This is a genomic window from Streptomyces rectiviolaceus, from assembly GCF_039533825.1.
Classification (GTDB): domain Bacteria; phylum Actinomycetota; class Actinomycetes; order Streptomycetales; family Streptomycetaceae; genus Streptomyces; species Streptomyces rectiviolaceus.
Genome location: NZ_BAAAUG010000103.1, coordinates 1 through 24,871 on the forward strand (window position 1 = coordinate 1; position 24,871 = coordinate 24,871).

The following is a 24,871-nucleotide window of genomic DNA, read 5'->3' on the forward strand; positions in this document are numbered from 1 at the left end:
AAGGAACGGACGCTTCCTTTGTACTCACCCTCTCGGGCTTTCCTCCGGGCGCTTCCCTTCGTTGTGTTCCAAACTCTATCAGGTCTTTTTCGACTCCCTGACCACTCATCTGCGAGCACGCAGAAGCTGACCCAGGGATTAGGATCTGACTTGATAGATGCTGCCGAGTCCGGACGCTTGACCGCGTCGCTCGCCTCAGGCAGGACTCCGACTGTACATCGGGCGTTGGGGCAGGCGCAAATCGTTTGTGCAGTGCCCCTACTCAGTCAACCGGGACCTCTCGCGCGGAACCGGGACTTTTTATGACTTACTCTTCTGAACAGTGCGCCGTCCAGGACAGGTAGTGACGGCGGCTACGACTCTCCACCCCCCTGGGAGGCTTGCCATGACCAGCGTGACGTCCCCGCTTGCCGGACGCGCCATTGGGCTCTCTGCTGTACCGGACCCCGTGTTCTCCGGCGCGATGGTCGGACCGGGCACCGCCATCGACCCCGCGCGCGAGCCTTCCGAGGCTGTCGCCCCCGTCGACGGCATCGTCGTCTCGCTTCACCCCCATGCCTTCGTCGTCGTGGACGACCAGGGGCACGGCGTGCTCACGCACCTGGGCATCGACACCGTCCAGCTCAACGGCGAGGGCTTCGAGCTGCTCGTCAACAAGGGTGACACCGTGCAGCGCGGTCAGTCCATCGTGCGCTGGGACCCCGCGGCCGTCGAGGCGGCCGGCAAGTCTCCGGTCTGCCCGATCGTGGCACTCGAGGCCACTGCCGAGTCCCTCTCCGGCCTCGTGGAGGATGGCGACGTAAAGGCTGGGGACGCTCTCTTCAGCTGGAAGTGACGTCATCGCCGTCCCTGACGGCAGGTACGACATCCACCGCGGCGGCTGGGCCCGTCGCTCTATCGGAGACGGGTGAAATGGAGACAACGCTGCGAGGCGTCGGCGTGAGCCACGGGGTGGCGATCGGCGAAGTTCGGCACATGGGGACGGCGGTGCTCGAGCCGCCTGCCAAGCAGATTCCCGCGGAGGAAGCAGAGCGCGAACAGGGGCGCGCTCGCCAGGCGGTGGAAGCTGTGGCTGCCGATCTCAATGCGCGCGGCAATCTGGCAGGTGGCGAGGCACAGCACGTGCTCGAGGCGCAGGCCATGATCGCCCAGGACCCAGAGCTCATGGCCGACGTCGACCGGCGGGTCACCGTCGGCAGCTCGGCGGAGCGCGCCATCTACGACGCGTTCTCGCACTACCGCGAGTTGCTCGCGGGCGCCGGCGAGTACATGGCCGGTCGCGTCGCTGACCTCGATGACGTGCGGAATCGTATCGTCGCCCGGCTTCTCGGCGTTCCGATGCCCGGTGTTCCGGACAGCGACGAGCCCTACGTCCTGATCGCGCGTGACCTCGCGCCGGCGGACACGGCGCTGCTCGACCCCACGCTGGTGCTCGGCTTTGTCACCGAAGAGGGCGGGCCGACCAGTCACAGCGCGATTCTCGCGAGGGCGCTGGGTGTGCCCGCGATTGTCGCTCTGCCGGGTGCGGGTGAGCTGGCCGAGGGCACGGTTGTCGCCGTGGACGGCAGCACCGGTGAGATCTTCGTCGAGCCGAGTGCCGAGAAGAGGAGTCAGCTCGAGGCCTCGGCCGCCGAGCGCAAGGCTGCGCTCGCCGCGTCGACCGGTCCCGGGGCGACGTCCGACGGGCACAAGGTGCCGTTGCTCGCCAACGTCGGCGGTCCTGCGGATGTGCCGGCCGCGGTGGCGGCCGGGGCCGAGGGTGTCGGTCTCTTCCGGACCGAGTTCCTCTTCCTTGACGACAGCACCAAGGCGCCGTCGGAGGAGAAGCAGGTCGAGGCGTACCGCAAGGTGCTGGAGGCCTTCCCCGAGGGTCGCGTCGTCGTGCGTGTGCTCGACGCGGGCGCCGACAAGCCGCTCGACTTCCTGACGCCCGGCGATGAGCCGAACCCGGCGCTTGGTGTGCGCGGTCTTCGGTCGCTGCTCGAGCACCCCGATGTGCTGCGTACGCAGCTGACGGCGCTGGCCAAGGCCGTGGAGGGGCTGCCGGTCTACCTCGAGGTCATGGCGCCGATGGTCGCCGACCGTATCGACGCCAAGGCGTTCGCCGACGCGTGCCGCGAGGCGGGGCTGCAGGCCAAGTTCGGTGCCATGGTGGAGATTCCGTCGGCCGCTCTGCGGGCGCGCTCGATTCTCCAGGAGGTCGAGTTCCTCTCGCTCGGCACCAACGACCTCGCGCAATACGCCTTCGCGGCCGACCGTCAGGTGGGCGCGGTGTCCCGGCTCCAGGACCCGTGGCAGCCCGCGCTGCTCGACCTGGTCTCGCTGTCCGCCGAGGCGGCCAGGGCCGAGGGCAAGAGCTGTGGCGTGTGTGGCGAGGCGGCGTCCGACCCGCTGCTCGCGTGTGTGCTGACCGGTCTGGGTGTCACCTCTCTGTCGATGGGTGCGGCGTCCATTCCTTACGTGCGGGCGACGCTGGGCAAGTACACGCTGGCTCAGTGCGAGCGTGCGGCGTCCGCCGCGCGTGCCGCGGACAGCGCCGAGGAGGCCCGGAAGGCCGCGCAGGCGGTTCTGTCCGGCGAGTAGGCAGTAAGCAGGTCTGTGAGGGGCGCTCCATCCGGTACGGGTGGGGCGCCCCTCGGCGTTCAGTGCCGGTGTCCCCCTTCGGGTCCGTCGTCCCCGATGGGTGATGCGGCGCTGTAGTCGACGCCGGATTCCGGGGAGACGAGGTCCCCTGACACCGCGTCGGTGCAGTAGGCGTCGAAGACCTCGGCCGCGGTGAGGGGCAGCAGCCGCTCGCCGTGCAGGCGCCAGCCCTGGACCCGGTCGGGGCTGCCGTCCGCGGTGGTGCGCATGACCAGGCCCGCGGCGCTGTGGGTGGCGATCCCGACCGAGAGGACCGTGGTGAACTCCAGGGCTTCGGTCTCGTCGAGTTCTGTGTTGCCCTCGGTGTCCTGCGTGGCGTGCAGTGCGGCGAGGAGTGTCTCCGGGGCGGCGGGCACGCTGCAGACGAGGTGCCGGGTGCCGGGGCCTGAGGTGTCGAGCAGCTTGACGAGCAGGTCCGAGGCCCGGTTGAAGGCGGCTCTGCCGATGTCCTCGCCGCAGACCGCGCAGGCGCCGAGGCGGGCCAGGAGCATCGTCGCGTACTCCCAGGTGGCCTGGCGGACCGCCTCCCCGACGAGGTCGGGGAGGAGATCGGAGAGCGGCTGGCCGTCGTACGGGACGGTGGGTCCGGTGGCGGCGAGCTCCGCGGTGAAGCGGGTGCGGCTGGCCGGGGCGTCGGGGTCCAGGCCGGTCTCGGCGCAGTACTCCGCGTACTCCTCGGGGTCGAAGAGCGCGATGGTGGTGTGCCCGCCGTCGGACGCGAGTGACCTGAGGAGGCCTTCGGCCTGCCGGAGGTAGGTCTTGTGGTCGTCGAAGGTGAAGGTGCGGTAGCGGCGCATCGCCGCGAAGTCGTCCTCGTCGGCCAACAGGCCGATGGTTCCGGCGACTTCGCGGCGTAGTGCGCGTCGCGTGGTGGTGTGTTGAGTGCGAGTCATGATTCCCCCTGCGGTCCGTCGATCAATGCTCACTCAGCGTAACTGCGGGCACTGACAATGACGGCTCGGCCGGGGATCAGGAGCGCTTGCGGGCCAGCTCCTCGTAGAACCGGAGCAGGTCGAGGTTGTCCACCGAGCCGGGGTTGACCGCCTTGGCCAGTGCGGTGCCTTGGAGCAGGCGCTTGACCGGGACCTCGATGCGTTTGCCGGTGAGGGTGTGCGGGATGCCGGGGACTTCGATGACCTCGTCGGGGACGTGGCGCGGCGAGAGCTGTGTGCGGATCGTCTGCTTGATGCGGTCGCGCAGTCCGTCGTCGAGGGTGGCGCCGGGGGCGAGGTGGATGAAGAGGGGCATCCAGTAGCCGCCGTCGGGCTGTTCGACGCCGATGACGAGGGATTCGCGGATCTCGGGGAGGCGTTCGACGGCTTCGTAGATGTCGGCCGAACCCATGCGGACGCCTTGGCGGTTGAGCGTGGAGTCGGAGCGGCCGTGGATGACGACCGAGCCGTGCGAGGTCACGGTGATCCAGTCGCCGTGGCGCCAGACGCCGGGATAGGTGTCGAAGTAGCTGTCGTGGTAGCGGCTGCCGTCCGGATCGTTCCAGAAGTGGATCGGCATGGAGGGCATCGGGTTGGTGACGACGAGCTCGCCGACCTCGTCGATGAGGGGCTTGCCCTGGGGGTCCCAGGCCTGCAGATCCGTGCCGAGGCCGGCGGCCTGGAGCTCGCCGATGTGGACGGGCAGGGTCGGTACGGCTCCCGCGAAGCAGGAACAGACGTCCGTGCCACCGCTGACCGAGGCCATCCACAGGCCGCCGGGGGTGTCATCGAACTCGTCGTGCAGCCAGCGGAATCCGTCGGGCGGGAGCGGGGAGCCGGTGGTGGCGACGCACTGGACGGTGGAGAGGTCGAAGTCGCGGGCCGGGTGCACGCCCGCCTTGCGGCACGCCATGACGTAGGCCGCCGATGTGCCGAAGAGGGTGGCTTTCGTGCGTTCGGCGATGCGCCACTGGGCGCCGGTGTCGGGATAGCCGGGGCTGCCGTCGTAGAGGACGATCGTGGTGCCGGTGAGGAGGCCGGAGACGAGGAAGTTCCACATCATCCAGCCGGTGGACGTGTACCAGAAGAAGCGGTCGTCGGGGCCCAGGTCGCAGTGCAGGCCCAGCTGCTTGAGGTGTTCGACGAGGATGCCGCCCTGGGACTGGACGATGGCCTTGGGCAGGCCCGTCGTGCCGGACGAGTAGAGCACCCACAGGGGGTGGTCGAACGGGACGGGTTCGAAGACGGGCTCCGTGTCCGAGGCGGTGAGGGCGTCCCATTCCAGGGCGCCTTCGGGGGCGTCGGTGCCGAGGAGCGGGATGTGGACGACGGCGCGCAGGGTGGGCAGCTCGCGGCGCAGCTCGGCGACGGCGTCGCGGCGGTCGTGTTCCTTGCCGCCGTAGCGGTAGCCGTCGACGGTGAACAGGACGACCGGTTCGACCTGCTGGAAGCGGTCCAGGACGCTGCGTGCGCCGAAGTCCGGGGCGCAGGAGGTCCAGACGGCGCCGACGGCCGCGGTGGCCAGGAGGGCCACGACGGCCTGCGGGATGTTCGGGACGTAGCCGCTGACGCGGTCTCCGGGGCGCACGCCGAGTGTGCGCAGCTCCGCCGCCAGGGAGCCGACTTGGCGGCGCAGCTCGCCCCAGGTCACGGCGGTCGGCTCGTGGGTCTCGTCGACGTGGAGGAGAGCCGGGTCATCCGCGCGCGTGGGGTCCTCGGCGGCGCGCAGGGCGTGCTCGGCGTAGTTGAGCGTGGCTCCGGGGAACCATTCGGCGCCCGGCATCGAGCGGTCGCCCAGTACGCGTGTCCAGGGCGTCGAGAAGCGCACGTCGAACCAGTCGGTCACCGCCTGCCAGAACGTGTCCAGTTCGTCCACGGACCAGCGGTGCAGTGCCGCGTACCCGCCGTCGGCGGGTGCTCCGTGGTGCTCGGCGGCCCATGCCTGGAACCGCGTGATCTGCGCGGCGGCGATCCGTTCCTGGTCGGGCTGCCAGAGCGGTGAGGGGTTCGCTGAGGACATGGGTCGGCTCCCGGGCTCTACGCGTCGTATGCGTGTGTGGTGCGCGCGTGCTGGTTGTGCGCGCGACACGGCTGACAGGGACGATGCCACGTGATCGATTTCGACACCAGGGTGTGCCTCACACAGTCGGCGCGGCGACTATGTGCCGTCACCCCAGGTGAACGGCAGTTGAACGATGCACACGCGCGGCTTCTTCGGTGGCAGGGTGAGCAGCATGAACGGTCGTGACCTGGTGCGTTCGATGAAGGCGGTCAGCTTGGTCGGTACGGCGCAGGGGTTGCGTGCGGTGCGGTCCTCTTGGCGTAGGCGACGGGTGGACGCCGCCGGGCTGGCCCCCCGGGGTGTCGAACGCGCGCGGGTGCCCGGTCCGGTGACGGGCGTGGAGCCGGGGCCCGGGGGCGGAGTGGTGCGGTTCGCCCGTTCGGAGCTGCGGGTGCGGGTTACGACGGGCGGGGCCGTCTTCTGGGGCTGGGACGGCGCGGAGCCCGATCCGTCGTACGCGCTCGTCAGCGGAAGCCCCGAGGCGGACCCGCGGGCGGTCCTGGAGCCCGACAAGGAGGGCGGCTGGCGGGTGGTGTCCGAGCGGGCGACGGTGGTCGTCTCGCGGCACGGCGCCGTGGAGCTGCGCACACCCGGTGGTCTGATGCTGCGCCGTGATCTGCCGCCGCGCTGGTGGGAGCCTGTCGGTGGAGGTGCGGCGCGCTGGCTGCAGCGCTCGCAAGTGGCTGCGGACGCGCGGTTCTTCGGGCTCGGGGGACGCGCTCAGGGGCCCCGGCTGCGGACCGGGACGTACCGCCTGTGGAACACCGATCCGGGGGGTTCGTTCGGGCCCGGCGACGGCCCCTTGTACATCACCATGCCCGTGCAGCTCGTGGTGGCCGATGTCGGCAGTCATCTGGTGTTCCACGACAACACGTGGGACGGCACCGTGGTGGTGCGCGAGGGCGAGGAGGGTGCGGGGTCCGGACACGACAGGGCGGGTTCGTGCGAGGTCCGTATGGATGGCGGGCCGCTGCGGTGCTGGGTCATGGTGGGCACCCCCGCGCGCGTGCTGCACACCTGGGCCTCGCTCACCGGCCCGCCCGCCCTGCCTCCCGCGTGGGCGCTCGGTCACCATCACGCGCGGTGGGGTTTCGGCGGTGAGCAGGAGGTGCGGCGGATCGTCGCCGGCTACCGGGAGCGTGGGCTGCCGCTGGACGCCGTCCACCTGGACATCGACCACTACGAAGAGCACCAGGTGTTCACCGTCGACAAGGAGACCTATCCCCACTTGCCGCAGCTGGCCGACGAGTTGCTGAAGGACGGCGTGCGGCTGGTGTCGATCGTCGATCCCGCGGTGAAGGCCGAGCCCGGCAATGAGGTCTACGACAGCGGCAGGGCGACGGACGCCTTCGTGCGGGATGCCTCGGGGCGGACGGTGCACGGGGTCGTCTGGCCGGGCCGGGCGGTGTATCCGGACTTCACGGACGCGCGGGTGCGGACGTGGTGGGGCGGTCTCTACAAGGAGCGGCTCGCCCAGGGGTTCGCGGGTTTCTGGCACGACATGAACGAACCGGTGTCCTTCGCCGCGTTCGGGGAGCCGACGCTGCCCCGCTCGGCCCGGCACGCCTTGGAGGGCCGCGGCGGCGACCACCGCGAGGCGCACAACGTGTACGGCCTCGCCATGGCCCGTGCCGGGTACGAGGGGCTGCGCGAACTGCACCCCCAGGAGCGGCCGTTCCTGTTCTCGCGCTCCGGGTGGGCGGGTATGCAGCGCTACGGAGGGACGTGGTCCGGGGATGTGGCCACGGGGTGGCCGGGCTTGCGGGCGTCCCTGTCGCTCGTGCTCGGTCTGGGACTGTGCGGGGTGCCGTACTCGGGTCCTGATGTGGGCGGGTTCGACGGCAGTCCGTCACCCGAGCTGTATCTGCGGTGGTTCCAGCTCGGGTCGTATCTGCCGCTGTTCCGTACGCACGCCGCGCTGCGGGCCGGGCGCAGGGAGCCCTGGGAGTTCGGTCCCGATGTGCTTGAGCACGCGCGCGTGGCGCTCGTCGAACGCCGGCGGCTGCTGCCGTACTTCGTGACGCTCGCGCATCTGGCGCGGCGTACGGGAACGCCGTATGTGCGGCCCTTGTGGTGGGGCTGCCCGGAGGACCGGGCGCTGCGTGACTGCGAGGACGCGTTTCTGCTCGGGGACTGCCTGCTGGTGGCGCCCGTGTTCGAGCCGGGGGCCGTGCGCCGTACGGTGCGGCTGCCACCGGGCCGTTGGTACGACACGGCGACCGGCCAGGCGTACGAAGGGCCGGCCCGTGTGCTCCTGGAGGCTCCGCTGTCCCGCATTCCTGTGCTCGCGCGGGCCGGCGCGGTGCTGCCGGTGCGGGGCGCCGACGGCGGGATCGAGCTGGAGGTGTGGGCGCCCGCTCCGGGGCGTACGGGAGGCGGCCTGGTGGTCAGGGACGCGGGCGACGGGTGGGAGCAGCCGGAGATCGAGCGGTTCACCGCGCGGTGGATCGGCGGGCGTGTGGTGGTCGAGCGGGACGGCCGGGCCGCCGAGGATGCCGGGGAGGCCGCGGGTGAGGTCGGGCTGCGGGTGACGGTGCGGGGAATCCCGCAGGGTCAGATGTAGCGCCCTTCGAACCAGGCGCGTACCGCCAACGTGTGCAGGGGGAAGGCGAGTTCGGCCGGGCGGTGCAGCAGGTGCCAGCCTTCGGTCTCGCCCGTCGGGGCGGGGTCCGGCAGCTCGGCCGCCGGGCGCTCGGGCAGGAGCCCGAAGAGCAGCAGGTATCCGTCGGGGGCGCTGAGCGCCTCGGCGAGGCGGACGTCACGGCTCGCCGCACCGATGCCGGTCTCCTCCTTGAGCTCGCGGACGACGGCGTCCCGCCAGTCCTCCCGGTCGTCGATGAACCCGCCGGGCAGGGCCACTCCCCCGTGCGCGGGAGCGATGGTCCGGGTCACGACGACAAGGGCGGTGCCCTTGGTGTCGTACACGGGCTGCAGCGCCACCGCTACGGGCAGCGGATTGCGGTAGGCGACCGTGCCGCAGGAGGCGCAGGTGCGTGGCCAGGCGGAAACGTGTTCCCCGTATGAAGTTCCGCAGCTCGAACAGTGGGAGCCCGGGGAGGGGTCGGCGCGGTGCTGGGATGGGGACACGCCGCGGACTGTATCCGATCGCTGCGGTGACGGTCTTTCCCTCCGGGGCTGGATCCTGATAAATGCAGGGTTCATGACAGGACTTGTCCCCGCCCTGCGGAATCTCGCCGTCGCCGCCACCGCTCTCGTCGCCGTGGCCGCCGCCCCCGCGCCCGCCCACGCCAAGCCCGAACCCAAGGCCCCCGATGAGTTCGTGGCGTTGCGCGACGTCGACCCGACGATCATCCAGGAGATGCGCTACATCACGCCGCACAACTTCGTGGGTGAGGCCATCGACGGCTACAAGAAGCCGATGTGCATCCTCACGGAGCCCGCGGCGAAGGCGCTGCACAAAGCCCAGCGCACGCTGCTGCGCAAGGGCTACTCCCTGAAGGTGTACGACTGTTACCGCCCGCAGCGGGCGGTGGACCAGTTCGTGCGCTGGGCCGAGGATCTCGGCGACGTACGCATGAAGGCGGAGTTCTATCCCCATGTCGACAAGTCGCGGTTGTTCGAGGACGGTTACATCGCGGCGAAGTCCGGGCACAGTCGCGGCTCGACGCTCGATCTGACGGTCGTGAAGCTGCCCGCCCTGCCGACGCGCCCGTACGTCCCCGGAGAGGCGCTCACGCCCTGCTACGGACCCAAGGACGAGCGGTTCCCCGACAACTCCGTGGACATGGGGACAGGGTTCGACTGTTTCGACACCCTCTCCCACACGGACGACCCCCGGATCACCGGCGAGCAGCGCGCCAACCGCGATCTGCTGCGGGGCGCTCTGGCGAAGGTCGGCTTTGTGAACCTCCCTGAGGAGTGGTGGCACTTCACGTACAAGCCCGAGGTCTTCCCGGACACCTACTTCGACTTCCCCGTGGCACGCCGCTCACTGAACGGGAAGTAGCCGGTGCCGCGCTACTGACGCGATCCGGTTGCCCGTGGCACACTTCTGACGTTCCGTCAGATCCAGTGTCGTGGAGGAGCCTTGTCGCGTACGCGTACTCCGGTGGTGGCCGACTGGTTCGCCGGGGAGGGAGAGAACTTCCGCCTTCTGGGCACACGCTGCTCGGCCTGCGCCAGTGTCTTCTTCCCCCGCGAGGACGGCTTCTGCCGCAACCCCGGCTGCTCGGGCGGAGACCTCGAAGAGGTGCCGCTCTCCCCGCGCGGCCGCATCTGGTCGTACACGGACAGCCGCTACCGGCCGCCCGCGCCCTATGTGTCCGATCCGGAACTTCCGTGGCAGCCCTACGCGTTGATCGCTGTGGAGCTGGAAGCGGAGCGCATGGTGGTGCTCGGCCAGTCGGTTCCGGGGGTCACCGTCGCCGACCTGGAGGTCGGCATGGAGGTGGAGGTCGTCCCCGGCGTGCTCGACGGGCGCGGCGCGGGGGGCGACGACGGCGAGGGCTACGAGGACGGCGGCGGGGGCTCAGGGACAACCTGGACGACGTGGCACTGGCGGCCGGTGGGGGTGGGCGCATGAGCAGCGAGGTGGCGGTACTCGGCGCGGGCATGCACCCGTGGGGCAAGTGGGGCCGGAGCTTCATCGAGTACGGCACGGCGGCGGCCCGCGCGGCGCTCGCCGACGCCGGGGTGGACTGGCGCGACGTGGGCTCGATCGTCGGCGCGGACACGGTGCGCGGCGGCTATCCGGGGTACGTGGCCGGGGCGACGTTCGCCAAGGCCCTCGGCTGGCAGGGCGCGCGGGTCACGAGCGTGTACGCGGCGTGCGCGTCCGGGGCGCAGGCGATCAACACGGCGCGTACGCAGATCCTCGCGGGCCTCGCCGATGTCGTCCTGGTGGTCGGGGCCGACGCCGCGCCCAAGGGGTTCTTCCGCCCCGCGGGAGGGGACCGGCACGACGACCCGGACTGGCTGCGGTTCCGGGTCCTCGGCGCGACCAACCCCACGTACTTCGGCCTGTACGCACGCCGCAGGATGGCGGTGCACGGCGACACCCTGGAGGACTTCGCCCAGGTCAAGGTGAAGAACGCGGCGGCGGGCGCGCTCAATCCGAACGCGCGCTACCGAAAGACCGTCACCGCCGATGAAGTGGCCGCATCGGCCGTCGTCGCCGACCCCTTGCGGCTGCTCGACATCTGCGCGACCTCCGACGGGGCGGCGGCGCTCGTGCTCTCCAGCATGGAGTTCGCGCGGCGGCACGGCGCGGCGGACCCGGTGCGGATCCGCGCGGTCTCCACGGTGACGCCGACGTATCCGACCACCGTCCTTGACCTGCCGGACATCGCGACGGACTCCGCGGCCTCCGTGGCACCTGCCGACGGGACCTTCCGTGCCTCCATCGCGCACGCCGCGTACGAGGAAGCGGGCATCGGGCCCGACGAGCTCTCCTTGGCGGAGGTATACGACCTCTCGACCGCGCTCGAACTGCAGTGGTACGAGGACCTGGGGCTCTGCGGCGAGGGAGAGGGGGCCAAGCTGCTGCGTGAGGGGGCGACCGCTCCGGGCGGGCGCATACCCGTCAACCCCAGTGGCGGACTCGCCTCCTTCGGAGAGGCCGTTCCGGCTCAGGCCATCGCCCAAGTGTGCGAGCTGACATGGCAGTTGAGGGGGACCGCGGGGGCGCGGCAGGTCGCGGGGGCGCGCGCCGGCATCACCGCGAATCAAGGTCTCTTCGGACACGGCTCCTCGGTCGTCGCGGTGCGCTGAGCGCTGTCACCAGGCCTCTGCGGCCCGTCACGGGGGAAGACCCCGGGCGCGTCGCAGAGGAAGGGCACACGCCGGTTAACCGTTGCCGTCCGCGACCTTGACGCTCCATCACCACCGGTGAACACTTCCGGTGTCAGTCGGCATCGCCGCACTTCGGCTCCGCGCCACTCAGGGCCCCTGTACGCGCGAAGGGTCAGCACGAAGGGCCTGTTCAGCGGGTCATCCCCCTCTGGGCGATTCGACTGCGACGGCACGCTCGCCATGGAAGCCGGGCGGGGCGCGGGACACCCCTGCCTTCGGCTGAAGTCACCGGGCACGGCCAGGCAGTAGTCGTGGGAACGCACCCAGCACGGAGTACCGGGGCTCACCGCCCCGGGCGAGGCCCTAGGAGCCGCCATGTACTCGAATGGGGACATCTTCGTCGGTGAGATCATCGGCACCGCGATCCTGATTCTCTTCGGCGCCGGCGTGTGCGCCGCCGTCACCTTGAACCATTCGAAGGCGAAAGCCTCCGGATGGGTCGTCATCGCCTTCGGATGGGGCTTCGGCGTGCTCGCCGGCGCTTACACAGCGGGCCCCCTCTCCGGTGGTCATCTCAACCCCGCCGTCACGCTCGGCATCGCGATCGACACCGAAGAGTGGGGCAAGGTCTGGATCTATCTGCTCGGGCAGATGGTCGGCGCGATGCTCGGCGCCGTCCTCGCGTACCTCGTGTATTACGCGCAGTTCAACGCCAACGTCGCCCGGAGCGTCAAGGACAAGGTGACGAGCGCGCACGAACCGACGCCGACGCTCGGCATCTTCTCGACCATCCCGGAGATCCGTAACCCGGTCGCCAACCTCGTCACCGAGGTCATCGCGACCGTCGCCCTTGTGCTGCCCATCCTCGCCTTCGGGCTCACCAAGGGACTCGGCGAGTCCGGTACGCAGACACTGATCGTGGCGTTCCTGGTCGTCGGCATCGGCCTCTCGCTCGGCGGGCCCACCGGCTATGCCATCAACCCGGCCCGCGACCTGGGCCCGCGCATCGTGCACACGTTCCTGCCGATCCCGAACAAGGGCACGTCCGACTGGAGTTACGCCTGGATCCCGGTGGCCGGGCCGCTGATCGGCGGAGCGCTCGCAGGCCTCATCTACAACGTAGCCTTCTGACTCAAGGGGTAGCCATGCCGGACAACTCCGAGAAGTTCGTCGCCGCCATCGACCAGGGCACCACCTCCAGCCGCTGCATCATCTTCAACCATGCCGGCGAGATCGTCGCCGTCGACCAGCGCGAACACCGCCAGATCTTCCCCAAGCCCGGGTGGGTGGAGCACGACGCCACCGAGATCTGGTCCAAGGTGCAGGCCGTGGTCGCGGGAGCGATCGCCAAGGCCGGGCTCCGTGCCGACCAGCTCAGCGCGCTCGGCATCACCAACCAGCGCGAGACGACGGTCCTGTGGGACCGCGCCACGGGCAAGCCCGTGCACAACGCGATCGTCTGGCAGGACACCCGGACGTCGGCGCTCTGCAATGAACTGGGCGGCGCGGACGGCCAGGACAGGTTCCGGGAGCAGACCGGACTGCCCCTCGCGAGCTACTTCTCCGGACCCAAGGCCGCCTGGCTGCTCGACAACGTGCCCGGCCTCAGGGCCCGCGCCGAGCGCGGCGAGATCGCCTTCGGCACCATCGACTCCTGGCTGATCTGGAACCTCACAGGCGGCACGGAGGGCGGCGTGCACGTCACGGACGTCACCAACGCCGGGCGCACCATGCTGATGAACCTGGCCACCCTCCAGTGGGACCAGTCGATCCTGGCCGCGATGAACGTCCCCGAGGCGATCCTCCCGGAGATCAGGTCGTCGGCCGAGGTCTACGGCACCGCGGTCGGACAGCTCTCCGGTGTGCCGGTCGCCTCCGCCCTCGGCGACCAGCAGGCGGCCATCTTCGGGCAGGCCTGCTACGACACGGGGACGGCCAAGAACACGTACGGAACCGGCAGCTTCTTGTTGCTCAACACCGGTAACCGGCCCGTTCCCTCGAAGCACGGGCTGCTCACCACCATGGGTTACAAGATCGGCTCCGATGCGCCCGTCTACTGCCTCGAAGGGGCCATCGCGATCACCGGCGCCCTTGTGCAGTGGTTCCGTGACCAGCTCGGCATCATCCGCAGTGCCGACGAGATCGAGACCCTGGCCGCGAGCGTGGAGGACAACGGCGGCGCGTACATCGTGCCCGCGTTCTCCGGTCTCTTCGCGCCCTACTGGCGCTCCGACGCGCGCGGCGTCGTCACCGGACTCACCCGGTACGTGACCAAGGCGCATCTGGCGCGCGCCGTCCTGGAGGCGACCAGCTGGCAGACCCGTGAGGTCGTCGACGCCATGTATCAGGACTCCGGGGTGCAGCTCAGGACCCTGAAGGTGGACGGCGGCATGACCAAGAACAATCTGCTGATGCAGCACCAGGCGGACGTCCTGGGGGTACCGGTGATCCGGCCGAAGGTCTCCGAGACGACGTGTCTGGGCGCCGCGTACGCCGCCGGACTCGCGACCGGCGTGTGGAACGACCTCGACGAGCTGAAGGCGCACTGGCAGCAGGACGTCGAGTGGACGCCGGTGATGGACGCGGAGGTGCGCGAGCGCGAGTACCACAACTGGCACAAGGCGGTGGAGCGTAGCTTCGGCTGGCACGAGGACGGCGCGAGCTGAACCGAGAGCCGAGCCGAGGATGACCACGGTCCGTACCCCGGTCGGCGGGGGTACGGGCCGTGGCCCGTCAGGTGTTCACGCGCTCACGTGGTCGCGGGCTCCCTGGCCGCCGCGGCGGCCGCCATCGCGTGCTGGACCACTCCGATGAGCACTTCCTTGACGGACTGCCGCTCGCGCGCGTCGCACATCACCACGGGGACGGCGGGGTCGAGGTCGAGCGCTTGGCGCACGGCGTCGGCGGGGTAACGGGACGCGCCCTCGAAGCAGTTGACGCCGACGACGAAGGGTATGGAGCGGCGCTCGAAGTAGTCGACGGCCGCGAAGCAGTCCTCGAGGCGGCGGGTGTCCGCGAGGACCACGGCGCCGAGCGCTCCGGTGGCCAGCTCGTCCCAGAGGAACCAGAAGCGGTCCTGGCCCGGGGTGCCGAAGACGTACAGGACCAGGTCCTCGCGGAGCGTGATCCGGCCGAAGTCCATGGCCACGGTGGTGGTGTGCTTGCCCGAGACGCCGCTGGTGTCGTCGACGGGGCGGCCGGCCTCGCTGAGCAACTCCTCGGTGCGCAGCGGTTTGATCTCGCTGACGGCGCCGACGAGGGTCGTCTTGCCCACGCCGAAGCCGCCCGCCACCAGGATCTTCAGCGTCACCGGCTCGACGGGGGCCTTGCCGCGCTCAGAACGCTTGAAGATCATCGCTCGCTTCTCCTGCATCAGTGGTGTCGCGCGGGGCCGGACCGTATCCGCCGCCGCCTGGGGTTTCGATCACGAGTACGTCGCCGGGGCGCGCGTCCGCGAAGTCGCTGCCCGCCAGCTCCTGGACACTGCCGTCGGCGCGCTCCACGCGCCCTGTGCCGAGCGCTCCGGGGCTGCCGCCCGCCATGCCGTACGGCGCCACCCTGCGGTGCTGCGAGAGCGTGGACACCGTCATCGGCTCACGGAAGCGGATGCGGCGCACCGCACCGTCCCCGCCGCGCCACGTCCCGGTGCCGCCGCTGCCCCGGCGCACCGCGAACTCCTCCAGGAGCACGGGCAGACGCCATTCGAGCACTTCGGGGTCGGTGAGCCGGGAGTTGGTCATATGGGTCTGGACGACGGACGCCCCGTCGAAGCCGTCGCCCGCTCCGGATCCCGAGGCCACCGTCTCGTAGTACTGGTGGCGGTCGTTCCCGAAGGTGACGTTGTTCATCGTCCCCGAGCCCTCGGCCTGGACGCCCAGGGCGCCGTAGAGGGCGCCGGTGATCGCCTGTGAGGTCTCGACGTTCCCGGCGACGACGGCCGCGGGCGGCTCGGGCGCGAGCAGGGAGCCCGGCGGCACGATGATGCGCAGCGGGCGCAGACAGCCGTCGTTGAGCGGGATGTCCTCGGCCACGAGGGTGCGGAAGACGTACAGGACCGCGGCGTTGACCACCGCGAAGGGCGCGTTGAAGTTCGTGGCGAGCTGGGGCGACGTACCGGTGAAGTCGATGGTCGCCGAGCGGGCTTGGCGGTCCACGGAGACACGGACCCGGATGACGGCTCCGGAGTCGGTTGGATATGCGAACTCGCCCTCTTCCAGGGCGTCGATGACACGGCGTACCGCTTCTTCGGCGTTGTCCTGCACGTGCCTCATGTACGCCTGGACCACATCGAGCCCGAAGTTCTCGATCATGCGGCCGACTTCATCGACGCCCTTCTGGTTGGCGGCGATCTGGGCGCGCAGGTCGGCGAGGTTGGTTGCCGGGTTCCGGGAGGGGTACGGGGCGTCGGTGAGGAGGCTCAGGGTCTCGGCCTCGCGGAAGCGACCGCCCTCCACGAGGAGCCAGTTGTCGAAGAGGATGCCTTCCTCCTCGATGGTGCGGCTGTTCGCCGGCATGGAGCCGGGGGCGATGCCGCCGATCTCCGCGTGGTGCCCGCGCGACGCCACGTAGAAGAGGACCCGCTCCCCCGGGGTGTCCTCCCGCTCCCCCGGGATGTCGAAGACCGGCGTGATGACGGTGACGTCCGGGAGGTGGGTTCCGCCGTGGTACGGGTCGTTGACCGCGTAGGTGTCCCCGGGGCGCATGCTGCTGCCGCGGCGCTGGATCACCTCCTTCACGCTGGTGCCCATCGAGCCCAAGTGCACCGGGATGTGCGGCGCGTTGGCGACCAGGTTGCCGTCCGGGTCGAAGAGCGCGCAGGAGAAGTCGAGCCGCTCCTTGATGTTGACCGACTGGGCCGTGGACTCCAGGCGGGCGCCCATCTGTTCGGCGATCGACATGAAGAGGTTGTTGAAGACTTCGAGGAGGACGGGGTCGGCCTCGGTGCTCGCGGCGGAACCCTCGGGCACCGCCACGCGTTCCATGACCAGGTGTCCCTCGCGTGTCGTGGCCGCCTGCCAGCCGTCGTCCACGACCGTCGTGGAGCTGGCCTCGGTGATGATCGCGGGGCCGTCGACGGTCTCGCCGGGCGGCAGCTCCTCGCGGCGGTGCAGGAGCACGTCGCGCCAGGTGCCGCCCGTGTGCAGGCTGACGGTCTCCGGATCGCCTCGGTGTGTCTCACCGGCGAGGACGGAGAGATCGGGCTGTTCGGTCAGACCGGTGGCCTCCACGGAGAGTGCCTCGACGACGACGGGGCGGTCCAGGGTGAAGGAGTAGGTGGTGCGATGGCGCTCTTCGAAGACGCGGATCATGCTGTCCGGCTCCGTGAGTTCCACGGTGAGCGTGGTGTCGGTGCCGTCGTAGCGCAGCTGGGCGCGGCGGGTGACGCGGATGCGGTCCTCGGGCACGTCCTCGGCGAGGAGTTCGGCGCGGGCCGCTTCCTCCAGATCGTCGGCGGTCTTCAGGACGCGGGGCATCGCGGAAGGTTCGAGGCGGACCTCCACGGACTGCTCGCGCATCGCGGTGGTGTCGGCGAGGCCGATGCCGAGCGCGGAGAGCACCCCTGCCATCGGCGGTACGAGGACGGTGCGGATGCCCAGCGAGTCGGCCACCATGCAGGCGTGCTGGCCGCCCGCGCCACCGAACGTCGTGAGGGCGTAACGGGTGACGTCGTGGCCCTTCTGGACCGAGATGCGCTTGACGGCGGCCGCGATGTTGGCGACGGCGATCTGCAGATAACCCTCGGCGACCTGCTCCGGAGTGCGGTCGTCGCCGGTGCGCTCGCTGATGTCGCGGGCCAGCGCGGCGAAGCGGTCGCGCACGAGCGTCTCGTCGAGCGGCTGATCGCCGTCCGGCCCGAACACCCGGGGGAAATGGGCGGGTTGGACGCGCCCGAGGGCGACGTTGGCGTCGGTCACCGTGAGCGGTCCGCCGCCCCGGTAGCTCGCCGGGCCCGGAGCGGCGCCCGCCGAGTCGGGGCCCACGCGGTAGCGACTGCCGTCGAAGTGCAGCACGGAGCCGCCGCCCGCCGCGACGGTGTGGATGTCCAGCATCGGCGCGCGCAGCCGTACGCCCGCGATCTGCGTGGTGAAGACCCGCTCGTACTCGCCCGCGTAGTGCGACACGTCCGTGGACGTGCCGCCCATGTCGAAGCCGATGACGCGGTCGAAGCCCGCGCGGTGCGACATGCGGGCCATGCCGACGATGCCGCCGGCGGGCCCGGAGAGGATCGCGTCCTTGCCGCGGAACTGGCCCGCTTCGGTGAGGCCGCCGTTCGACTGCATGAACATCAGGCGCACGCCGCTGAGTTCGTCGGCGACGTGCTGGACGTAGCGGTGCAGGACGGGCGACAGGTACGCGTCGACGACCGCCGTGTCACCGCGCGGGACCAGCTTCATCAGCGGGCTGACCTCGCTGGAGAGTGAGACCTGGGGAAAGCCGGTGCGGACGGCAAGCTCGGCGATCGCCCGCTCGTGGGCGGGGTACAGATGGCTGTGCATACACACCACGGCCACGGCCCGGATGCCGTCTTCGTAGGCCTGGCGCAGCGGCTCGGCGAGCTGCTCCAGGTCGGGTGACCGCAGGACCTCGCCCTCGGCGGTGACCCGTTCGTCGGCCTCGATGACCCGGTCGTACAGCAGCTCCGGGAGGACGATCTCGCGGGCGAAGATGTGCGGGCGGTTCTGGTAGGCGATGCGCAGGGCGTCGCCGAAGCCGCCGGTGATCACCAGGGCGGTGGGCTCGCCCTTGCGCTCCAGGAGGGCGTTGGTGGCCACCGTGGTGCCCATGCGGACGGCGTCGATGGGGACGTCCGCCGTGTCGTCGGGGACGCCGGGGGCGGCGCCCAGGAGTTCACGGATGCCCGCGACGGCCGCGTCGGCATAGCGGGACGGGTTGTCCGACAGGAGTTTGTGCGTGAGCAGACGCCCGTCGGGGCGCCGCGCGACGATGTCCGTGAACGTGCCGCCCCTGTCGACCCAGAATTGCCAGCCAGTCACGTCTCATTCCCCGCTTCCGCGCTGTTCAGAGCGCCCGGAGGCCGTTGATCACGTCGCGCAGAATACTCTCGTCCGGCAGTTCCGCAGGCGGTACGGGACGTGTCACGTGCACCAGTTCGTCGTCGACGAGATCGCCGATGAGGACGCGGATCACGCCGATGGGAAGGTCCAGTTCGGCCGCCAGTTCGGCGACCGACTGGGGGCTGTCACGGCAGAGCCCGACGATGTCCACGTGCTCCGGGGACAGCGTGCGGTCCGCCTCCGGGTCGCCGGCGCGGGCCTCCGCGATGACGACCGCGATCAGATCGAGTCGGTGCTGTGCCGGGCTGGTGGTGCGGCCGCGCGTCATGGCGTACGGCCGCACCACGGGCCCGGCGTCGTCGTCGAACCAGCGAGGCGTCCCCTGTGTCCCTGTCCCGTCTTCGCTCATACCCTCCCGCTACCCTCCCGTGGTCAGATCGGTGCGCGGCGCCGTACCAAGATGCACACCCACCCTCTTGACCAGCAGCGTCATTTCGTACGCGACCAGACCGACGTCGGAGTCCGCGTCCGAGAGGACGGCGAGACAGCTGCCGTCGCCCGCGGCCGTGACGAACAGGAAGGCGTCGTCGAGCTCGACCACGGTCTGGCGGACCCTGCCCGCCTCGAAGTGGCGTCCCACGCCCTTGGCGAGGCTGTGGAAGCCGGAGGCGACAGCCGCGAGGTGCTCGCTGTCCTCTCTGGTCAGATCCTTCGATACGCCGGTGGGCAGGCCGTCGCCGGAGAGCACGAGCGCCTTGCGGATGCTGGCGACCCGCTGCACCAGGTCGTCGAGGAGCCAGTTCAGCTCTCCCGATACCCCGGATGCGGCGGTACGTGCGTCGGCCTTCGGTGCGGTCATCGACCGTCCCCCTCAGATGTCGTTCCTGGTGCTGTGCCGTCGGAGGCGTCTTCGCCCGCGGCGTTCTCTTCACGGCCACGCCGCCAGCCACGCTGGAGCGAAGCCATCCGGCTGCGTACCTCGTCGGCGTCGCGCTCTTCCGGCCTGGTCGTGGCCGGGGCCGAGTCGCGTTCCGTGCGTTGGTCCGGCCCGTCCTTCAACTGTGGGGCGAGATTGGCCTGGCGGACACGCCGGGGCAGTCCGCCGGGGGCGGTGGTGGGCGCCGGCGCCTGGCCGGCGCGGGTCTCGGTCTCCGTACGCGGGGTCTCCGTACGCGGCGTTTCCGTACGTGGGGACTCCGTACGCGGGGGCTCCGTACGCCGACTGCGCCGCGGGAGGTCCGGCGGGGCGTCGGGCGCGGTGACGTCGCGGTGCGGCGGGGAGAGGTCGGGCCAGGCGGACTGCGGCTCGGGACGGCGCGGCAGGTCGATGGGCTCGGCAGCGGGACGGCTGCCGCGGTCCCGGTCCACCGCGCCGCCCTGAGGGCGCCCCACAGGGGCCTGAGAGCGGTCGGGGCGCTCCGGTGCCGCGTCGTCGTCCTCTGCCCCGCCCCGGGGCCTGTTGTGCGTCACGGGGCGGCCGTGCGACGAGACCAGCTTCGGAGTCCTGCGGCGGGGCAGCTGGACGGGGTCTCCGGGTGCCGCGTCGTCATCGGTGTCGCCGAAGCCGTTGTCGTTGCCTCTGCCTCGGCCATTGCCACTGCCGCTGCTGCCGCTGCCGCGTGAGGGCAGGGCGTCGGGGCGGGTGGGCTCGCGCTCGCCCGTCTCCCGCTCGTCGCGGGCCTGCTGGTGCTGTTCGTCCCCCTGGACCCCGGCCATGCGGCGGCGCGGGCGGAACAGGCCGCCGCGCTCGCTGTCATCGTCGCCGAGGTCACCGAGCGCGCCGGGGAAGGGGTCCAGGCCCGCCATGCCGACCGGCGCCTCGAGCTCGACGGGACCGTCGAGGACGGACGCGGGAAGGCCCGGCAGCTGCACGGGCACCTGGCCGAGCGCGGCCTGCTTGTCGCCCGCGGCGTCGCGGCCCACGGCCTCCTTGGGCTGCGGCCGGTCGAGACGGAACCCGATGCCGTTCGTGTCCGGTACGTCGTCCGTCAGCAGCGTCTCCGGGATGAACACGACGGCGGTGGTCCCGCCGTACGGAGAGGGCTGCAAGGAGACGCGTACGCGCTGGCGCTGGGCGAGTCGGCTCACCACGAAGAGGCCGAGGCGGTCGGTGTCGGAGAGTTCGAACTCCGGTGTCTCCGCGAGGCGGAGGTTGGCGTCAAGGAGCGCGTCGGCCGCCATGCCGAGGCCCCGGTCGTGGATCTCCAGGGTGAAGCCGTTGGCGACGTGCTCTCCGAGGACCTGCACAGCGGTGTGCGGGGGCGAGAACACCGTGGCGTTCTCCAGGAGTTCGGCCATCAGGTGGGTGAGGTCGGCGACCGCGGGCCCGGTGACGGCGATGCGCGGCAGGCGGCGCACCTCGATGCGTTCGTAGTCCTCGACCTCGGCGACGGCCGCGCGGACGACGTCCATGAGCTGGACGGGCTTGCGCCACTGCCGGGACGGGGCGGCGCCGGAGAGGATCACGAGGCCCTCGGCGTGCCGCCGCATGCGCGTGGTGAGGTGATCGAGGCGGAAGAGGTCGGCGAGTTCGTCGGTGTCCTCGGTCCTGCGCTCCATCGTGTCGAGCAGGGTGAGCTGCTTGTGCAGGAGCACCTGGCTGCGGCGGGCGAGGTTGACGAACACCTCGGAGACGCCGCGGCGCAGGTCGGCCTGTTTGACGGTCGCCTCGACCGCGGCACGCTGCAGCGTGTTGAGGGCCTGGCCGACCTGACCGATCTCGTCCTTCTCGTACGTCAGACGCGGCGCCTCGGTCTCCACGTCGACCTGTTCGCCCGCCGCCAGGCGGCGCAGCACGCCGGGCAGCCGGACACCCGAGGACTCGTGCGCCTCCAGGCGCAGTCGGCGCAGGTCACGGATGAGGCTGCTGCCGATGCGTACGGACATGAAGACCGAGAACAGCAGCGCGAGCAGACCGAACACGCCCGCCACGGCGACCCGCACGATGACGCCGACGGCCACGGGCTCGACGCGGTCCTGGAAGCGGTCGCCCGCCGCCTTGTCGCGCTCGGCGAGATCCTTGAGCGCCTTGCCCGAAGCGGCGTCCCAGCGCGCCGACGTGACGGCGCGCGGGGTGCCGGGCGAGGATTCGATAACGGCCTTCTCGGCGGCCCGCAGCTGTGTCGTCTCGGCGCCGTTCCAGTAGCGCTCGTAGCCGGCTCGCTCGTCCTCGGGCAGCTGCGCGAGGTTGACCTCGTACAGCAGCGTGCGCTGGGCCCTGAGATCGGAGATCTCCCGGATCTCGGCCTTGGTGAGCCTGCGCGCGACCAGCGCGGAGCCGAGCAACGCGTCCTCGCGGGAGAGCAGTTCACGCGCCCGGGTCACACCGACGAGCGCACGGCCCTGCTGATCCATCTCCACGTCGTCGAGACCGTGCAGCGTCATCAGGAAGCCGTAGCAGGGGTCGATCAGCTTCGTGTACATCTTCAGCGCGCCGGCGCGGGTGATCGTGCCTTCCTCGACCGTGCGGCGCAGCGACTCGATGCCGTCGAAGGAGTCGAGGAGGGAGGCGAGCCGGTCCGCCGACTCTCCGGTGACCTCGTCCCGCACGTCCGGGTGGGCCGCGTTGTCCACGACCTTGGCGATCACGTCATCGGTGGCCGTGCGGCTGCGGCGCAGTGCGGCGAGCGCGTCGGAGGCGCGAGGGTCGGCGAGATAGACGAGGGTCTGGCGGCGTTCCTGCTGGACGACCCGGGCCGTGTCCTCGATCGGGTAGCCGATCTTGTCGACGACGTTGGAGACGTCGATGAGGTCCTTGGCCGACTGACCGGTGAGGTAAGTGGCGAAACCCCACATCGCGGTCAGGGAAATGAGCGGCACCAGCAGCAATGCCACGATCTTCCGGCGGATGGACTTCCCGCGAAAGCGCATGGCCTCCCCCAGATCGGCCCCCTGCGGCCGCGCTATGGCCAGGGGCACACATGTGCGTCAACAAACGGCGTGAGCCTACTACTGACCCAGGAGCAACTCGAAGGCACGTCCGGACGGATTTCAGCCGTGACGCAAAAGGGCCGTCCCCAGTTGTCCCTCCAATTCGGGAGATTGCATCCCGCGTGTGGCACATGCCACTCGGCACAGTCCCCCTTGCCCATCACCCCAGTTGGCCGGATCTCTTCGCTTTTCCGAACCTCGCGGGAATCTTCCCGGCCTCTCATTCGTCCTTCAGTACGGGAGTTGGGGACAGCGGGCACCAGAGGACCGCATGCCGTACCCAGGTGACATAAAGCCGCGTATACCGGGCAGCCACTGGGGAGTCGGGTCCGCCGACATCTCATCGAACGGCCCGTGGGGCACCGGGGGAGTGACGAGTTGATGGGCACGGCAGAGCGCCAGAGGACGAGCCAGGATGAGTACGAGACATCCAGGCCTCGGTCCGGCGACGAGCGCAGGGAGTTGTGGGTCGAGGAGCCGGCGCGCAGACGGCGCCTGCCCGATCCGGTGCGCACGGCAGCGGTACGAGCCGTGATCATCGTGGCGCTGACCCTGATACAGGCCATGACGGCATTCCTGTGCGCGCTGGCCGGATCCTGGCTGTCCTTCCCGATGGTGCTCAGCAGCGTGGCCAGCACCGTGGTCGCCACCTGGGGCGTCCTGGACGTGTGGGTGACCCGCCAGGTGTGGAACCAGCGGCATGGCGTGGTGTCGGTGCCGAGCAGCACGGCGCGTCAGCTGCGGCGCGAGCGGCGTCGCGCCCGTCGGCAGGCCCGGACGGCGGCACGGAGCGAGGAACGCATACGGCGGCGTGGCGGGGCGGGGCAGCTGTCGTACTCCTAGCGCCCTAAGCCCCCAGGAGCCGCAGCCCCTGGCGCCCTCAGCACCAGCGCCCTCAGCGCTTCAGTGCTCCTGCCCCCATACCCCTTGAGGGCACTCGCACGAGCACTCCCGGGGGTCAGGCCGCGACGGGCACCGCCGCCAGCATCCCGCGGCGCATCTTCATGAACGGGCGCGGCCGGTCCACCGCGAGGACCGCCGTGGTGTGCCCCTCCCGCTCGTACGCGGCGAGGAAACTCCCCTCCTCCGGTGAGCCTTCGAGGAGGCGCACGGTGTCGTCGGCCCGCCGCCGCCCCGCGAACTGGATGCGGGAGCCGTACTGGTCGGACCAGAAGTACGGCAGCGGGCGCACGGTCTCGGCGGTACGGCCGGCCAGCAAGTTCCGTACGGCGACACGGGGTTGCTCCGTGGCGCTCGTCCAGTGCTCGGCACGCGAGCCGCCCACACGGGCGACATCGCCCACGGCGACCACGTGCGCAAGCCCGGTCACGCAGCCGTCGTCGCAGAGCACCCCGTCGTCCAGGGCGAGCGTCGAGCCCGCGAGCCAGCCGGTGTTGGGGGCGGCCCCGATGCCGACGACGACCACATCGGCCGGGAGCAGACGGCCGTCGGCGAGCTCCACCGCGCGCACGGTCGCGTCCCCGCGCAGCGCGGCGACACCGGTGCCCGTCACAAGCTCCGCTCCCCCACGCGCGTGCAGACCGGCGCACACGGACGCCATGTCCGCGCCCAGTTGCGGGAGAAGCGGCAGCGGGGCTGCCTCGACGACCGTCACGTCGTGCCCGAGCGCCACGCACGAGGACGCGGTCTCGGAGCCGATGAATCCGCCGCCGATCACGACGACCCGTCGCGGCCCGGCGGTCAGCTCCGTGCGCAGGGCGCGGGCGTCGTCCAGGGTGCGCAGGGTGTGCACCCCCGCCAGGGCGGGCCCGGGCAGCCGCCGCGCGGACGCCCCGGTCGCGATGATCACCCCATCGCTCGCGACGGTCCTGCCGTCCTCGAGGAGCACGGTGCGGCCTCGCGGGTCCAGGGCGCGGGCGCGCACCCCGAGCAGCCACTCGGCGGCGAGCTCGTCGGTCTCCTCGTCGTCGGACAGGGCGAGTTGGGCCTCACCGGACTTGCCGGTGAGGAAATCCTTGGACAGCGGCGGCCTGTCGTACGGTGAGTGCGGCTCGTCACCGATGACCACGAGCCGGCCGTCGTACCCCTGGGCGCGCAACTCGCGCGCCGCGTAGAGCCCGGCGAGCGAGGCGCCCACCACGGTGATGGTCCTCATGCGGCGGAACCCTCCTCGGCCACGAGGTGGACGTGGATCGTGCCGTCGTCGACGCTCACCTGGTGGGTGCGCACGGCGCGGCGGGCGGGCAGGCAGGTCGGGCGCCCCGTACGGAGATCGAATGAGGCGGCATGGAGCGGGCATTCGACCAGACAGCCTTCGAGCCAGCCCTCGGAGAGAGAGGCGTCCTGATGACTGCAGGTGTCGTCGATGGCGTAGATCTCGCCGTCGGCGTTGAACACCGCGATGGGAGGTGTGGTGTCGACACGGACGGATTCGCCCGCGGGGAGGTCTTCAAGGCGGCAGACGGGAATCATGGGCCCCCCTCTTGATCTCTCTCGGCCCGGTCCTGACACCTTCTCGGTCCAGGACCCTTCGGTAACATGATGTTTCGCATGGCGCACGAGGGAGCGCTATGCGC

19 protein-coding genes are annotated in these 24,871 nt (G+C 70.7%); 9 read left to right on the forward strand and 10 right to left on the reverse strand.

Annotated elements, in window-relative coordinates; genetic code table 11:
* The first annotated feature begins 385 nt into the window (after nucleotides 1–385).
* Nucleotides 386–835: a PTS sugar transporter subunit IIA gene (locus tag ABD378_RS27290; protein ID WP_344524798.1), complete on the forward strand. Its 450-nt coding sequence runs from the start codon at nucleotides 386–388 to the stop codon at nucleotides 833–835.
* A gap of 77 nt (nucleotides 836–912) precedes the next feature.
* The gene (gene ptsP, locus ABD378_RS27295) at nucleotides 913–2,583 is read left to right on the forward strand and encodes a phosphoenolpyruvate--protein phosphotransferase (RefSeq protein ID WP_344524800.1); all 1,671 of its coding nucleotides are present in this window, start codon (nucleotides 913–915) and stop codon (nucleotides 2,581–2,583) included.
* Nucleotides 2,584–2,642: 59 nt separating this feature from the next.
* Here ptsP and ABD378_RS27300 read toward each other — a convergent pair whose 3' ends face one another.
* Together ABD378_RS27300 and ABD378_RS27305 are read right to left on the reverse strand one after the other, a co-directional pair.
* Nucleotides 2,643–3,536, reverse strand: a complete 894-nt coding sequence (locus ABD378_RS27300) for a hypothetical protein (RefSeq protein ID WP_344524802.1) — start codon at nucleotides 3,534–3,536, stop codon at nucleotides 2,643–2,645.
* A gap of 76 nt (nucleotides 3,537–3,612) precedes the next feature.
* Complete coding sequence (locus ABD378_RS27305) at nucleotides 3,613–5,595, reverse strand: acetoacetate--CoA ligase (protein ID WP_344524804.1); 1,983 nt, start codon at nucleotides 5,593–5,595, stop codon at nucleotides 3,613–3,615.
* Nucleotides 5,596–5,809: 214 nt separating this feature from the next.
* Here ABD378_RS27305 and ABD378_RS27310 point away from each other — a divergent pair, with 214 nt between their 5' ends.
* Nucleotides 5,810–8,200 (forward strand): glycoside hydrolase family 31 protein, encoded by a 2,391-nt coding sequence (locus tag ABD378_RS27310; RefSeq protein WP_344524806.1) that lies wholly within the window; start codon nucleotides 5,810–5,812, stop codon nucleotides 8,198–8,200.
* Here ABD378_RS27310 and ABD378_RS27315 read toward each other — a convergent pair.
* Complete coding sequence (locus tag ABD378_RS27315) at nucleotides 8,191–8,724, reverse strand: NUDIX domain-containing protein (RefSeq protein ID WP_344524808.1); 534 nt, start codon at nucleotides 8,722–8,724, stop codon at nucleotides 8,191–8,193. The genes ABD378_RS27310 and ABD378_RS27315 overlap by 10 nt on opposite strands.
* 73 nt (nucleotides 8,725–8,797) lie before the next feature.
* On the opposite strand from ABD378_RS27315, the gene ABD378_RS27320 reads away from it, so the two are divergent.
* The 5 genes from ABD378_RS27320 to glpK all read left to right on the forward strand — a co-directional run bounded on the left by ABD378_RS27320 (nucleotide 8,798) and on the right by glpK (nucleotide 14,054).
* Nucleotides 8,798–9,604 carry a M15 family metallopeptidase gene (locus ABD378_RS27320; protein WP_344524810.1) on the forward strand — a complete coding sequence of 269 codons (807 nt, stop codon included), beginning with the start codon at nucleotides 8,798–8,800 and terminating at the stop codon, nucleotides 9,602–9,604.
* A gap of 102 nt (nucleotides 9,605–9,706) precedes the next feature.
* Nucleotides 9,707–10,180 (forward strand): Zn-ribbon domain-containing OB-fold protein, encoded by a 474-nt coding sequence (locus ABD378_RS27325; RefSeq protein WP_344524842.1) that lies wholly within the window; start codon nucleotides 9,707–9,709, stop codon nucleotides 10,178–10,180.
* Complete coding sequence (locus tag ABD378_RS27330; RefSeq protein WP_344524812.1) at nucleotides 10,177–11,367, forward strand: lipid-transfer protein; 1,191 nt, start codon at nucleotides 10,177–10,179, stop codon at nucleotides 11,365–11,367. Before ABD378_RS27325 ends, ABD378_RS27330 begins: the two co-directional genes overlap by 4 nt.
* A 396-nt stretch (nucleotides 11,368–11,763) precedes the next feature.
* Nucleotides 11,764–12,519: an MIP/aquaporin family protein gene (locus ABD378_RS27335; protein WP_344524814.1), complete on the forward strand. Its 756-nt coding sequence runs from the start codon at nucleotides 11,764–11,766 to the stop codon at nucleotides 12,517–12,519.
* A gap of 14 nt (nucleotides 12,520–12,533) precedes the next feature.
* Nucleotides 12,534–14,054, forward strand: coding sequence for a glycerol kinase GlpK (gene glpK, locus ABD378_RS27340; RefSeq protein ID WP_344524816.1), 1,521 nt, complete (start codon nucleotides 12,534–12,536; stop codon nucleotides 14,052–14,054).
* Nucleotides 14,055–14,137: 83 nt separating this feature from the next.
* Here glpK and ABD378_RS27345 read toward each other — a convergent pair whose 3' ends face one another.
* The 5 genes from ABD378_RS27345 to ABD378_RS27365 are packed head-to-tail and all read right to left on the reverse strand — an operon-like array spanning nucleotide 14,138 to nucleotide 22,274.
* Nucleotides 14,138–14,743 (reverse strand): GTP-binding protein, encoded by a 606-nt coding sequence (locus ABD378_RS27345; RefSeq protein ID WP_344524818.1) that lies wholly within the window; start codon nucleotides 14,741–14,743, stop codon nucleotides 14,138–14,140.
* Nucleotides 14,724–18,383, reverse strand: coding sequence for a hydantoinase B/oxoprolinase family protein (locus ABD378_RS27350; protein ID WP_344524820.1), 3,660 nt, complete (start codon nucleotides 18,381–18,383; stop codon nucleotides 14,724–14,726). The genes ABD378_RS27345 and ABD378_RS27350 overlap by 20 nt, the downstream gene beginning before the upstream one ends.
* Before the next feature lie 25 nt (nucleotides 18,384–18,408).
* Complete coding sequence (locus ABD378_RS27355) at nucleotides 18,409–18,813, reverse strand: DUF742 domain-containing protein (RefSeq protein ID WP_344524822.1); 405 nt, start codon at nucleotides 18,811–18,813, stop codon at nucleotides 18,409–18,411.
* A gap of 9 nt (nucleotides 18,814–18,822) precedes the next feature.
* On the reverse strand, nucleotides 18,823–19,263 hold the full coding sequence (locus ABD378_RS27360; protein WP_344524824.1) for a roadblock/LC7 domain-containing protein: 441 nt from the start codon (nucleotides 19,261–19,263) through the stop codon (nucleotides 18,823–18,825).
* Nucleotides 19,260–22,274 (reverse strand): sensor histidine kinase, encoded by a 3,015-nt coding sequence (locus ABD378_RS27365; protein ID WP_344524826.1) that lies wholly within the window; start codon nucleotides 22,272–22,274, stop codon nucleotides 19,260–19,262. The genes ABD378_RS27360 and ABD378_RS27365 overlap by 4 nt, the downstream gene beginning before the upstream one ends.
* A 441-nt stretch (nucleotides 22,275–22,715) precedes the next feature.
* On the opposite strand from ABD378_RS27365, the gene ABD378_RS27370 reads away from it, so the two are divergent.
* Nucleotides 22,716–23,177: a hypothetical protein gene (locus tag ABD378_RS27370; RefSeq protein WP_344524828.1), complete on the forward strand. Its 462-nt coding sequence runs from the start codon at nucleotides 22,716–22,718 to the stop codon at nucleotides 23,175–23,177.
* Between the two features lie 115 nt (nucleotides 23,178–23,292).
* Here ABD378_RS27370 and ABD378_RS27375 read toward each other — a convergent pair whose 3' ends face one another.
* Both ABD378_RS27375 and ABD378_RS27380 read right to left on the reverse strand, forming a co-directional pair.
* The gene (locus tag ABD378_RS27375; protein ID WP_344524830.1) at nucleotides 23,293–24,450 is read right to left on the reverse strand and encodes an NAD(P)/FAD-dependent oxidoreductase; all 1,158 of its coding nucleotides are present in this window, start codon (nucleotides 24,448–24,450) and stop codon (nucleotides 23,293–23,295) included.
* A complete protein-coding gene (locus ABD378_RS27380; RefSeq protein ID WP_344524832.1) occupies nucleotides 24,447–24,767 on the reverse strand; it encodes a bifunctional 3-phenylpropionate/cinnamic acid dioxygenase ferredoxin subunit in 321 nt (106 codons plus the stop codon). Before ABD378_RS27380 ends, ABD378_RS27375 begins: the two co-directional genes overlap by 4 nt.
* Between the last annotated feature and the right edge of the window lie 104 nt (nucleotides 24,768–24,871).